Consider the following 14,195-nt stretch of genomic DNA (forward strand, 5'->3'; position numbering starts at 1 on the left):
TGTATCGTCTTCAAATTAGTAGGTCCAAGTCCGGTATCCTCCTCGGAGGTCGTACACCTTATCGAACCCCATTTTTACCAGTTTTCTAGCTGCTTTTTGACTCCTGTTCCCTGACTGGCAATACAGATAGACCGGCTGATCTTTCTTTAATTCTGAAAAATTACTTTCAAAACTCGACCCTTGAAAAAAATCTATGTTCTTGGCCCCTTTAATATGGCCCGACATAAATTCTCTTTTTGTTCTGACATCTACGAGTTGAACCTTTCCTTTGGAAATCGCGCTTTTGTAATCCTCCCTATCCAAAATGGCTATGGCATCCGGCAGGTTTTGTTCTTTGAACAAGAAACTAAATATTGACATGGTATCTTTATTTTGAGACACTAAAGTATCTCAAACAGCCTGTCCCGTCAGTAACGATGGTTACATAACCTGAACTTTTTTGAAACTATTCCCGAAGTTTCTCCCTTATTTCAAGGTAGTAGGGCACACATAGTCGGTAACAGGTATGCCAGCTTTCTTGATGTCAGCAAAACCACCGGCAACGTCCACTAGGTTGTGGATTCCCCTACTCTTCAATATAGAGGAAGCGATCATGCTCCTGTATCCCCCTGCACAATGAATGTAAAATTTTTCGTTATCCGGAAACTCGGCCAAGTGGTCATTAATGTAGTCCAAGGGTGTCAAGTTTGCATCCACAACATGTTCGGCCTGGTACTCGCTTTCTTTTCGCACATCGAAAACGGGTACTTTCTTTTCGACCATTTTTTTGAACTCTTCCGCATTTACACTATCCACGGTATCGATTTCCTTGCCGGATTGTTTCCAGGCCTCAACTCCACCTTGTAGGAAACCCAAGGTGTTATCGAAACCAACTCTCGACAATCGCGTAACGGTTTCTTCTTCCCTTCCTTCCGGAGTGATCAACAATATGGGTTGTTCCACATCGGCGATCAAGGCGCCCACCCATGGTGCAAAACTGCCGTCCAGACCAATAAAAATTGATCGTGGCACATGTGCTTTGGCGAAGTCATCTTGATGGCGTACATCCAAAACAATGGCTCCAGTTTCATTGGCCGCCACCTCAAATGCACTGGGATTGAGTGCTTGTGTGCCCCTTTTTAATACCTTGTCGATATCCTCGTATCCTTCTTTGTTCATTTTTACGTTCAGAGGGAAGTATTGTGGCGGTGGCAATAGGCCATCGGTAACTTCTTCAATGAATTCGTCACGCGTCATGTCCGCCCTTAATGCATAATTCATTTTTTTCTGATTGCCCAGGGTATCCACGGTTTCCTTCATCATATTTTTTCCACAGGCCGAACCTGCTCCATGCGCCGGATACACGATTACATCATCGGCCAAGGGCATGATCTTATTGCGAAGACTATCGAACAGGGTTCCTGCCAATTCTTCCTGTGTCATGTGTGCAGCTTTTTGCGCCAGGTCCGGGCGGCCTACGTCTCCAAGGAACAGTGTATCGCCACTAAAAATTGCGTGGTCCTTTCCGTTTTCATCTATCAACAGAAAGGTGGAGCTCTCCATCGTATGTCCGGGTGTATGTAGTACTTTAATGGTAATTTTTCCTAGTTTAAACTCCTGCCCGTCCTCTGCAATCAACGCTTCGAAGGATGGATTTGCCGTTGGACCATACACGATGGCGGCCCCAGTTTCTTTGGAAAGGGTTACGTGTCCACTTACAAAATCGGCATGGAAATGGGTTTCAAAAATGTACTTGATCTTGGCCCCATCTTCCTCAGCTTTTTTAATATATGGTTTTACTTCTCTTAAAGGGTCCACAATGGCCGCTTCTCCTTCACTCTCTATATAATATGCCCCTTGGGCCAAACATCCTGTGTAAATTTGTTCAATCTTCATGTGATAATGGTTTTTATCAAAATTAGTATTGTGCTCCCTAATTTTCTGTGACCAAAGTTACAAACGTTTGGTCTTATATTGTTGGGATACTTTTTTCTGTATGGTACTCAATGTCTCTGGATTACGGCAGCATTCCACGGCATCAAAGGTTTGTGCAAAAAGATTTTCCTCTCCCAGTACATCTATAATTCCACTGGTGTACAATATATCACGTGTTGGGCCAATTGCCCCGGCTATTAAAAACTGGATACCGTTTTCCCGTTGTTCCCGAATAATTCGTTCCAACATAACTGCCGCACTGCTATCGATATAATTAATAGGCTCGGCATTTAAGATTATGTATTTTAAGCTCGGTCCTTTTTTTGCAATTTGTTGGTACAATTGTTTTTTGAAGTAATCCTTGTTCCCAAAATAGAGTTGAGCATCGAATCGTAGAATGAGCTTATCCCCGGACACCTCAACATCTTCCGAAAAACGATCTATGTTTTTAAAATAGTTGGTTCCTTTGATTCTTCCCAAAACCGCAATATGTGGGTTTGATATCCTATAGACCAACAGCAGCAAAGAAAGCAGAACACCCAAAAGAATACCTTCTATCAGTCCGATGGACATGGTCATTATAAAAGTGGCCAACAAAAGAACGAATTCATCTTTTCGGTTTTTCCACAATTGTAGGGGATACTTCAAATCAATCAGTCCAAATACCGAAACAATTATAATGGCACCGAGTACAACTGTGGGCAGGTTATAGAAAAGTGGGGTCAAAAACAACAATACTCCCGCTACCAACAAGGCGCTAAATACCAATGCCATTCCTGTGCGCGCTCCCGAGTGATCATTGATCGCTGTTCTGGAAAAACTTCCCGAAACGGAAAAAGATTGAAAAAACGACCCTAAAATATTGGAGATACCCAAAGCTCTGAGTTCTTGGTTGGGGTCAAGGTCGTATTCAGGATGCCTCTCTTCTACGGTTTTGGCAATGGAAATGGATTCCATAAAACCAAAAAGGGCAACGGTAAGTGCTATTGGTATAAACTGTCCTATTTTATCCCATTGAAATCTTGGCAATTGAAAACTTGGCAATCCTTTTGGAATTTCGCCAACCACTTTGATTCCTTTTGATTCCAATCCCAATATAACTACGGACATTATACCCAACACCACGACAAGTAAGGGAATCGGTAGCTTTTTATTGATTTTTTTCAACCCAATGATCAATGCGATGACCAAAATTCCCATGCCCAAAGTAAGCCATTGGACTTCTCCAAGGTTATCAAAAATATTTCCTAGCAACACATAGATCTTGCCCGACTGCGGCAAATCCACGCCGAGTACGTGCTTTAGTTGGCCCAAACCAATTAAAATGGCCGCTGCGGATGTAAATCCACTAATTACCGGTTTGGACAAGAAGTTTACAAAAAGGCCCATTTTTAAAATACCGAGCAATAATTGAAACAATCCAATAAGAAGGGTCAAAAAGATAACTGCTGCAATATAGTCTTCGGTATTTCCCAATTGCATAGCGCCTATTCCGGCCGCCACCAAAAGTGAATCCATGGCTACGGGGCCAACGGCCAATTGCCTTGATGTTCCTGTTATTGCATAGACCAATTGTGGCACCAATGCCGCGTACAGCCCATATATGGGTGGCATGCCCGCAATCATAGCGTAGGCCATCCCCTGCGGGATCAACATTATACCTACGGTAATGCCGGCAACTAAATCGCCAAAGAGCAAAGAGCGATTGTAAGAGCCTATCCAAGTTAAAAAAGGAAAAATCCTTTTGAGCATTCGATTGATTTTATGCAAAAATAGAATGGCCAGCTACTACAAACAGTAACAAAGGGCACATATTTTAAAGGTCTATTACAAGAATGTGGTTTCTGTGGAGCTCCAGCTTCTTCATTTTCTCCAGTTTTTTCAACAATCTGGAAACTACCACCCTTGAGGTGTGCAAGTCATAAGCGATCTCTTGATGTGTGTTATTTATCCGGTTGTCATTGGTTACCTCGACTTTCTTTTTCAGATAATCCATTAAACGTTGATCTAAATTTTTAAAGGCGATACTGTCCACGGTCAGCAACAACTCATTCAGACGGTTTTGGTAACTATCAAAAACATAATTGCGCCAACCTTTATATTTTGCCATCCATTCCTCCATTTTCTGCACCGGTACCATCACAATTTTGGTATCGGTTTCGGTTATGGCCTTAATTTCGCTTTTGGTATGTCCCATACAGCAGGTCATGGTCACCGAACAGGTTTCGCCCTGCTCCAAATAATATAAAAGCAGTTCATCGCCTTCTTCGTCTTCCCTGAGAACTTTTATGGCCCCGGACAACAACAGTGGCATACTTCTTATATATTGGCCAATATCCATAATGGTTTCTCCTGCTGGAATCTCCTTATACTTGCCCTCTTTAAGGATCTCTTGGATAAGAGCAGGTTCGAAATAGTTGCTGAATGTTCCTAAAAGTTCTTCTTCCATTTGGCAAAAATACACTGCTCTAAGGTAACCATTTTAACAAAACCTAGCACATAGCTTCAGGGTACAAAGAGAAAGACCCGCACTGATCATACGGGTCTTTGCACAAACATGAACTAATAAACTGAATTAAACGTACTTAAACTTATAGTTTTAGGAATTTTCTTGTTCCGGAGAGGTAATAACTAGTGAAAACTGAATCCATCACTTCGGACAAAATTTGTCTCTACTTGCTTTTTATTTCTGCCGTTTTAAATGACACCGTTGGGGACCAATCGCTCCAATTTAAGTTTTGGTCTCTATATCTGACTCTCCAATAGTAATTTGTATTGGGTTTTAATCGTTTTGTTTTTTCGTCCGTCAAATCATCGTTCTCTTGACGATTTTCTTTGTAATACCAGTTTTCAAATTGTTTCCAGCTATCCAAGGCCAATTTTTCAAAATCCTTGGATTCCGATACCTGCCAATGGGATGCTGCATGGAAGGAGGCATGGTGTGCACTGGAAAATTCTCCGGCTTTCAACATGGCAAACTCATCCTTTACAATTGCACCATTGATTGGGGAGACCGCCTTGGGCGCTTCGGGTTTTTTGCTCAGCCTCCAAATCGTGATGCTATCCCGAAGTTCATTTTCTCTGGATTTGATCGTATTCCCCCTACTAATCCTTTTAATGGTAAACTTGGGGTCGTTCCTGTTGCCATCCACCTCGACCATAACAAAACCGTATTCGTCCTGGGTAACGGTAAACTCATCATAATCCCTGCCTTCAAACTCGCCCCAATTGTCAATAGCGCCTCCAGCGGATGCCACATTTATCCACAAGTGCTTATGGTCTCGGGACTGTCCTCTGGAATACCCGTGGGTATGTCCAAAGAAATGAATACTTGGTTTTCCTGTTTTTGTTGAAAACTCTTCGAGCATTTTCACCACTTTTCCTGTCGATTCTTCCTCCCCTGGAATCCACAGTTCTGATTTATGCGGATGATGAAGTTGTGCAAAAACAAAATCAATATCCTCGTTTTTTTCGGTATCCAACAATACTTTCTCCAGCCACTCGTACTGTTCCCGTAGGTCACGATAACCTTCGTTGGAATTTAATCCGATGATTCGCGTATTCCCATAATCCTTGTACCACCAATGTTCTGCGTAGGCGGGAGTTCCATTTTCGGGCAAACTGAAGTACTTGAAGTAGAATACCGAATTTTTTTCATGATTTCCCAAAACGGGATATACAGGAACTTCTGCAAAAAGCTTTTGGGCGGGATCAAAAAAATGCTCTTTCCATTGATAGTATTTGCTTCCCGTGGTCACTAAATCGCCAGGAATCATTACCATGGCCAAGTTATTGGGCAATTTGCCGCCATGCGCTTTTTCGAGATATTGAAGCACTCCTTGATTCACGATCTCGGAAAATTTATTGGGATGCTGGCTATCGTATTGCATATCGCTCATGGCCACAATATTAAAGGACTCTTCGTCACTTGAAAACGGCGGTGTTTTAAATTGGAAGATATCCGATGTTATCTTTCCCGTTTTTACACGATAATAATACTCGGTGAATCGCTTGAGTCCTTCCAATTTTACAGTATGCACCCTGGATTCGGAGAAATTGATGTCCTCTGCCCTTCCGGTGGCTTTTTTACCGAGTTTTTCGGTAGTTCCCCACTCTACAATGCTTTCCTCTCCGCTAGAGGTTTCCCACATGATCACTATGGAATTGGGTTCGGCATCTTGCAAATAAGGTTGCACAAGAATTTCGGGTTTGGTCTGGGCAGCAAGCTGCATCAATCCCAAACAAAAAACAATACAAAAACAGTTGATTTTTTTCATTAGGCTATGGTGTTGGTTTTTAAAAATGCACAATTAAGTATTTCAAATGCTGTTTCCAGCTCTTCCCTGGAAATGGTCAAAGCGGGCGAAAGTTGCAGAACGTTCCCTTTGGAAACCTTGAAACTCAATCCTTGTTTTAGACATTCGTACATGATTTCCTCGGCTTCTGCCGTTGCTTTTTTCTTTGTGGTTCTATCGACCACTAATTCGATTCCCCATAAAAGTCCTACGCCTCGAACGTCACCTATCAAGGAATATTTACGGTACATTTTATAAAGGTTCTTCCGCATAAACTCTTGATCTTCCTTCACTTTTTGAAGAATCTGTTCATCTTCGAGCACTTCCAATAGCGTTAATCCTGCCATGGAGCCCAATGGACTTTTTTCGTGAGTATAGTGCCCAAGCGAAATATCCCCGAACTTATTGTACTCTTCTCGAGTCACAATGGCCGCCTGTGGAAATATCCCCCCGCCTAGACCTTTGCCCAAACATAGAATGTCCGGTTCAATGTCAAAAAGCTCATAGGCAAACATTTTGCCCGTGCGCCCGAAGGCAATCGGGATTTCATCCAAAATTAAAAGTACATTATGTTCAGTGCATAACTCCCTTGCTCCTTTCCAGAATTTTTTTGATGGAATCTGCACATCGGTATTACGGATGGTTTCTGCCAAAAATGCCCCTATCTGATGCTCTTTTTCCAAAACATATTTCAAATATTCCAAGGCCCTATCCTCATCTCCTTCAAAAATACCACGATAGGTTATTGGCGGTGGAATGCGCTCCACCCCCGGCATTAAAGGCCCCATATGTTCCTGAAAAACAGACTCGCCGCCCACGCTTATGGCATCTAAAGAGGCTCCATGGAACGAATCCCAGAATGAGACCACTTTGTGCTTTCCTGTTACGGCCCTCGCCAATTTTAGGGCAATACCAATAGCAGAGCTTCCATTTGGCGTAAGCAAGACACGGTCAAGACCTTTGGGCGTATATGAAGTTAACTTCTCGGCAAACCGAATTGCGGTCTTGTTGGCATACCTTCGGGTGGAAAAAGTTAGGCTTTGTAGTTGCTCGGTTAAACGAGAGACCAATTTTGGATGGGAAAATCCAATTTGGTGCACATTGTTGCCGTGAAAATCCAAATATTTTTTGCCGGATATACTTTCTATGTGCGACCCTTCACACGTTTGGAGCACATCCAAACAAGGTGTCGACATGGATTGATGCATAAAATATTTAGCATCTTTTTCCAAAAGTTCTCTGGTTTCTTCGCTCACTTCGTTTTGCAACCATTCGCTCCGAGCGGGGGTTCGGTTAATGTCGCCTTCCACAACAGATTCTAAGTTGTGCTTATCGCGTTCTCGGTTCATCATTTACCTATTTTTCTCTGTATAAATGATTTGCAGGTATAATCTGTTTTGGGGTGTTTGGGCCTTTATATTTCACATCTAAATGAAAGCCCCCGCCTCCATTAAAATACTCCACACGCACCAAATGTTTCCCTTTGGCAAGTTGTAACGACCCGCTACGTTCCCTTACACCATGGTCTCCATCGTTGTCAACTATTTCGGTGCCATTTACATAAAGTTTGCTGCCATCATCACTATTGGTATAAAAAGTATACTTCCCTTCTTGTGGAATTTCGAGTAAACTTTCAAACACAACGGCAACCTGCTCTTGGGGCCTGTCCTTGGTCAAGGACTGTTTGTGAGAAAACTCGGTTACAAAACCTTTAAGCATTGGTGTTAGAGACGAGAAATCGGGTAATTTTTCTATTCCATTTACCTGATAAATTTCAAATTGAACAGGGTCTTGCTTTAATTTTGGAACAATTCTAAAATTAGCCTCCGTAACCGTACTCACCAATTGGTTGTCCTGAAATATTCCTGCTTTTACGATTTCTGTTTGTTTCAGATAGAAGGTATCTTGGTAACGTTGGCTATTATCGAATGTGGGAACTATATCTCCAAGTGTGTACCTTATCTCGCCCAAATTGTTCGGGTTTTGCATAACCACCGCCACCGAGTCTGCTTTAAAAATCCCTCCTGCTGGCTCAAAATAGCCAGCATCCGGAAGAATTTTTGGTTGGGTTATTTTAACCTTTCGCTTGTAGATAAGTTTTGGGGCTTTATTACCTATAAATGCACCTTTGACGGGACGACCGATCCATGCTTGCGGAGTTATTAGCCCCATGGCATAGGCTACAGTTGGTGCGTTGTCGTATTGATAAACGGTTTCTTTTATTTGATATCCTTTTTTAATGCCTGCGCCGTACAAAATAAAAGGAATCTCCATTTCGGCCAAGCTTTCTCCTCCATGGCCAAAGCCCAACCCACCATGATCGGAGGCCACTATGAACATGGTATTTTCAAAAATTCCGGCTTCTTTGGTAGCATCCACAATTTTGGTGATTAGGGCATCTGCTTTTTCCACGGACTCATAATAATCGGGAGTGCCGTGACCCTTGGCATGGCCTGCGTGGTCCACATGGTCCAAGTGGACAAAGGTGAACTTTGGTTTATTCTTTTTGATATAGTCCACTGCTGCAAGGGCAGTTTTTTCTTCGTGGTCTCCATCAATATCAAAATCAACATCCGATTTCTCGAACAAGCGTCCGAATCCATCCCAATCGTAAATAGCTCCTACATGGGCTTCCGGTTGTTGGTCTTTAAAAAGTGTAAATATTGTTGGAAAAGTTCCGTTTTTGGTGGCTACGACCGGAGGCAATTGATGGTCGAATTTTTCCCATCCGTTAGATGTAACCCCATGTTGTTCCGTACCGGCTCCCATGATCATGCTGGCCCAGTTTGGACTGGAACTGGATGGTAATACGGCCCTTCCGTTCATGGTGGCTGCGCCGTTCTTAACCATTTCGTCCATCATTGGGGTTTCTGCCTTAAGAATACCATCCGGGCTCATACCATCTACTCCGATAACCACTACATGCTTGATTCCTGTAGGGGTTTTCTTGATTTTGGAATCACATGAAAACAGAAGGAATACAGATAAAATGGCACATACAATTAATCTTGACATACTGTTGGTTATTAAATGCAAAGGCTGCCCTTGGTAAAGGGCAACCACTTGCAATTATTTTAAATTTTGTAAGCTTAGTATCTTGTTCCTGTTTCCCACCATCCCGGTGTATTGATGTTATCGCCTTCGCCACCCATGGCCTCTACCGCTGCCTTATAATTATCTCCGTTCAAGGTCTGTTCAGAGGAGGGGTAAAGGAAGCGAACTGGATATCGGCCGCCATTAAGGTCGTCTTGACCATTCTCCAAGGCGGGTATTCCAGTTCTTCGATAGTCCATCCATCCTTGGTAATCCACGTTCCAAAGGGCAATTGTTTTTTGGGTCAACAATAATTCCAAAGAACCATTGTATTGAACGGCCGGCTGTACCAAATACGCTTCAATGTCATCACTGGGCACACCCCAGTAATCCAAACTTGCACGGATTCCATTGTTATAATAATCCTCTGCACTTCCAGAAATAAACCCTCTTTCTGCAGCTTCGGCAAGGATAAACTGTACTTCGGAGTTTTTCATAATAAAGGCTTCGGCTGCTGTAGAGGAAAAATAGAACAGCTCAACATCCAATCGACTTGGACTAAATTCATCGTCATAGGCACGAGCGTTATCTTGGTTAAGACCAATTGGGATCCCCACCCATTCACCTTCACTGTTGCGATCGAACCAAATATCCAATCGGGGATCATTGAATTCTTCAAAATAGCCCAACAAGGTTGTGCAAAGACTCTTTTCATCGAACCCTCCAATACGACCCGTACTCTGTGGCCAAGAATCGGTATTGGATGTTCCACTATAAACCAAAATCGCATTGTCGCTATTATCGTTGATGTAATTTCCTGCACTTACAATGGCCTGCATTTCGGAGGATACATCTCTTTGCTTGGAAATTCGCAATAGGTAGCGCAAACGCAATGCGTTCGCCAATTTTCTCCATTTGGATGCATCGCCGTTATAAATTACATCACCGGTAGACCCTGCTATGGCCTGACCTTTGGCAAGTGCCGCATCGGCATCGGCCAAATCCTGAAGTACTCCGTTGTATACCGTTTCTTGATCATCGTAAACAGGGGTAAAAATACCTTCTGTTTTACCTGCCATTGCCTCGCTATATGGAACGTGACCGTACAAATCGGTAAGGTTGGCAAAAGATAGTGCCCTTAGGGTAAGTGCAATCCCTTCGTAAGTTGAATTTTGAGTGCCTTCTGCTCTTGAAATTTCCAAAATATCGTTGATCTCGGGCAAATAGCTGTAGAAAAAATTCCACATGCCTTGATCTCCCCAATCGAACTGGCTAAACCCAGGGAAATTGTTTTTGGCCATTAATTGGGTAATTGTGTTCCCGTCGCTATACCCTTCTTGTGTCAATGTCCGTGTAATTTCGGAGGTTACCGTAGAGGTAAGCAGGTTGGCGCTAACTTGTTCGGGCGCATTTGGGTTGGAATTGATTTCCTCAAAATTGTTGGTACACGAAACCAAAACGGTTCCTGCAAATAAGATGGATTTTATGAAGTTTGATGTTTTCATCATTCTTTATCTTAAATTCTTTTTTAAAATTCTACGTTAAGGTTAAGCCCAAAACTTCTTGTGCTTGGCAATGCCATATCTTCTACGCCGGGAACAATGGTTCCTCCTGAGAATGAGATGGTTTCAGGGTCTACATGATCGTTCTCTGTCCAAAGGGCCAGATTACGGCCCACCAGTGAAATTGTGGCGGACTTTATCGGGGTTTTTGCCAATAGTTTGCTCGGTAATGTGTATCCAAGTTTTACTTCTCTCAATTTTACATAGGTGGCATCGAACATTGAACTTTCCTCGTTACCTCTGTTATAAACGTGGGAGTAATAATTGGATGCAGCTACGTTTGTGGTGTTTGGTGTATAATTTCCGTTTCCATCGTCCACAACACCTTGTGCCACGATCCCTGTTTCGCGACCGGGAACGGTAAAGTCCAGCATACCGGTTGTTCCGCCAATGGCAACTGTTCTTGAGTGATACACACCACCTTGTCTCCAATCGAACAAGAATCCGAAACGAAGATTTTTATACCTGAAACTATTTTGAAAACCAACCATAAAATCAGGGTTGTAGTTTCCTAGGTTTCTTAACTCGTTGCTTCTAATGGGCAATCCTGAATCACCATCTATGATCCATTGTCCATAGTATTGGCTGTTCTTATCGGTAACTTTTTCAAATCCGGTTCCGTACAAATCGCCCATGCGCTCGCCTACTTCGGCCACTACTTGCAAATAGTTCGATTTAACCAAATATTGATCTAGGCCTTCCGTCAACTCTTTTACCTCTCCACGATTGGTGGTAAAGTTGATGTTGGTGTTCCAGCTAAAATTATCCGTTTGTACCGGAGTGGCCGATAACGTTACTTCCAAACCTTTGTTCTCAACTTCACCTGCGTTTATGATTCTAGAACTATACCCGGAAGTATTGGATACCGGCAAGGATAAAATCTGGTTTTTGGTGATGGATTTGTATGCTGCAACGTCCAATCCCAAGCGGTTACCCAAGAATCTTAAATCGGCCCCTACTTCGAACGAGTTGGTACGCTCCGGTTTTAGGTCGGCCAATTTTAGTTCGGACGGTGAATAAACTCGTGAATACCCGTTAAACGTATTTCCAAAACCATAGGTCGCGGCCAAATTATAAGGGTCGGTATCGTTACCTACACTTGCCCAACCCCCTCTAATTTTTGCAAAGCTGATCGCTTCCGGCATTTGAAACATATCCGAAAGAATAAAACTTAAACCAACGGATGGATAGAAATAGCTATTGTTGCCATCGGGTAGTGTGGACGACCAATCGTTACGTGCCGTTACATCCAAAAATGCATAATCTTTATAGGCCAAGTTGGAAAATGCATACAAACTGTTTACGGTAAACTTGCTATCGTAATCGCTTTGTGTTAAAGGTTCTGCGGCATTTCCAAAATTGTAGATCCCAGGAATGGACAAGGAATTGGCACTGATCCGCTGGTATCTGTTTTTGGCAGAACGGTGGTTACCTCCCAAGGATATCCCAAAATCAAAGTCTTGATTCAATTCTTTGTTATAGGACAGCAAGAAATCGGTGTTCTGTTCGTAGGCATACACAAAATCCTCTCTATACTGTCCATTTGGAAAACGTTGTGTAGAGTAGGCCCTTTTACGTCTATCCAACTCATTGGAATAATCGAAGCCTGTACGGACCATCAAACTTAAACCATTGGCAAGATTCATATCTGCCCTAAGATTGGTAATTACACGATCCTTATTAAAGGCGTTTGTATTTTCGAAAACCGTAAAGAACGGGTTGTCGTGATAGTTATAGTTGTAGTTGTACTGCTGAACATCTTCCAATCCAGGCTGCCAGTAATCCTTTAATCCGTTCATATTGATATGACGGCCGAACCAAATCCACAGGTACATAATGTTCTCCGTTCCATAGGAATTGTTGGGACGGTTACGTGAATTTGAGTTGATGTAATTCATAGATCCAGTAACCTTTAACCAATCCGTTAGATTATATGATCCGTTTACTTGATATGACCTTCTTTTAAAATTGGAGTGCGGGATTACACTCTCACTCTGTAGGTCGGTAAATGAAACCCTAAAATTTCCATCTTTATTGGCACCGGTCAAAGCCACGTTATTGCTCATGGTAAAACCAGTTCTAAAAAAATCTTCGATATTATCGGGTTGGGGAGAAAATGGGGTTGCGATGATCTCATCGGCAAAAGTACCATCGGGATTTCTTGGTCTAACATGTACATCGCCCGCGCGGAAACCGCTAGAGGTAGGACTATCGTGCTGTGGGATCAATTGCCCGTTCATGGCAGGTCCCCAACTTTCGTCCACATGATCGTTTATGCCTCCGGTAAGGGAACGGTTCTGACCACCATCGTTAAAGGCAAACTGACCGCCAGAACCCTGTCCATATCGGTTTTGGTATTTTGGAAGGGTCAATAAGTCCTCGAAAGTTGTGTTATGGGTTATGGAAACACCGATTCCTTTGGTACCTTGACCTGATTTTGTTGTTATAAGTACAACACCATTTGCACCTCTGGAACCGTACAATGCGGTGGCGTTCGGACCTTTAAGCACGGTCATTGTTTCTACATCGTCCGGGTTTATGTCCATGGCCCCATTACCGTAATCCACTTCCATGTTACCTTCGGAACCTCTGTTGCTAACATTGTTGTTTATAGGAATCCCATCCACAACGAACAATGGAGAGTTGGCATTTGGGCTTGGGTTTAATGAACTTTCTCCACGAATTATAATCTGTGATGTAGAACCAACCCCAGAATTACCTCCTGTTACCTGAACTCCCGCCATTTTACCGGAGAGAGAGTTCACCACGTTGGTTTCACGCGCCTCTGCGATTTCTTCACCGGAAACCTTTTGTACCGCATATGCCAGTTTCTTGGTTTCCCTTTTAATCCCCAATGCAGTAACAACTACCTCATCCAACTGTTGGGAATCTGGCTGTAGCATTATGGAAATGGATGTTTTTCCAGCAGTCTCAACATCTTGAGAGATATACCCTATATAGGATACCTCGAGTATTTCTCCACCTTGAGGAAGCTCTATTTCAAAGTTTCCATCAAAGTCGGTGGCAACACCATTGGCACTGCCCTTTACAACAACCGATGCACCTGGTAAAGGCACGTTGTTCTCGTCTACTACCTTTCCAGAAAAGGTGACTTGCGAATAGCCAATTATACTTACCGTAAATGCAAGTAAAAATGCTACGAATGATTTTTTCATTTGTTGAATATTTGTAAAATTTGGTTAATTATTTATCAACAAATATCCAACACCAGAATTAAGACACGCATCCATCCAGATTAAAAAAATGATACGGAAAGGTTAAAAGAAACAGCCCAATGTTATATTAATATTATTTACAAATATTTAACTTTTAACAAAGGTTAGAGACATGTTCTTTTTTAAGAACTCTAACAATATCCTACCGTTACAGA

General features: G+C 42.6%; 9 protein-coding genes. All 9 read right to left on the bottom strand.

All coding sequences use genetic code 11. The annotated features are described in order from the left end of the window. Nucleotides 1-15 precede the first annotated feature (15 nt). The gene (locus AB9K32_RS12590; protein ID WP_252078761.1) at nt 16-360 is read right to left on the bottom strand and encodes a rhodanese-like domain-containing protein; all 345 of its coding nucleotides are present in this window, start codon (nt 358-360) and stop codon (nt 16-18) included. A 105-nt stretch (nt 361-465) separates the two neighbouring features. After that, nucleotides 466-1,875: a rhodanese-like domain-containing protein gene (locus tag AB9K32_RS12595; RefSeq protein WP_369885380.1), complete on the bottom strand. Its 1,410-nt coding sequence runs from the start codon at nt 1,873-1,875 to the stop codon at nt 466-468. 57 nt (nt 1,876-1,932) lie between these two features. Next, nucleotides 1,933-3,666: a SulP family inorganic anion transporter gene (locus tag AB9K32_RS12600; RefSeq protein ID WP_369885381.1), complete on the bottom strand. Its 1,734-nt coding sequence runs from the start codon at nt 3,664-3,666 to the stop codon at nt 1,933-1,935. 64 nt (nt 3,667-3,730) lie between these two features. Further along, entirely contained in the window at nt 3,731-4,363 is a 633-nt protein-coding gene (locus tag AB9K32_RS12605) for a Crp/Fnr family transcriptional regulator (protein ID WP_252081208.1), read from the bottom strand. 223 nt (nt 4,364-4,586) lie between these two features. Next, the gene (locus AB9K32_RS12610) at nt 4,587-6,191 is read right to left on the bottom strand and encodes a fibronectin type III domain-containing protein (RefSeq protein ID WP_369885382.1); all 1,605 of its coding nucleotides are present in this window, start codon (nt 6,189-6,191) and stop codon (nt 4,587-4,589) included. Then, a complete protein-coding gene (locus tag AB9K32_RS12615) occupies nt 6,191-7,561 on the bottom strand; it encodes an aspartate aminotransferase family protein (RefSeq protein ID WP_369885383.1) in 1,371 nt (456 codons plus the stop codon). The genes AB9K32_RS12610 and AB9K32_RS12615 overlap by 1 nt, the downstream gene beginning before the upstream one ends. Nucleotides 7,562-7,565: 4 nt before the next feature. Continuing rightward, complete coding sequence (locus AB9K32_RS12620; protein ID WP_369885384.1) at nt 7,566-9,224, bottom strand: alkaline phosphatase family protein; 1,659 nt, start codon at nt 9,222-9,224, stop codon at nt 7,566-7,568. A 74-nt stretch (nt 9,225-9,298) separates the two neighbouring features. Next, nucleotides 9,299-10,747, bottom strand: a complete 1,449-nt coding sequence (locus AB9K32_RS12625) for a SusD/RagB family nutrient-binding outer membrane lipoprotein (RefSeq protein ID WP_369885385.1) — start codon at nt 10,745-10,747, stop codon at nt 9,299-9,301. 23 nt (nt 10,748-10,770) lie between these two features. Next, complete coding sequence (locus AB9K32_RS12630; protein WP_369885386.1) at nt 10,771-13,980, bottom strand: SusC/RagA family TonB-linked outer membrane protein; 3,210 nt, start codon at nt 13,978-13,980, stop codon at nt 10,771-10,773. Nucleotides 13,981-14,195 lie beyond the last annotated feature (215 nt).

Source organism: Allomuricauda sp. XS_ASV26, assembly GCF_041224615.1.
GTDB lineage: Bacteria > Bacteroidota > Bacteroidia > Flavobacteriales > Flavobacteriaceae > Flagellimonas > Flagellimonas alginolytica.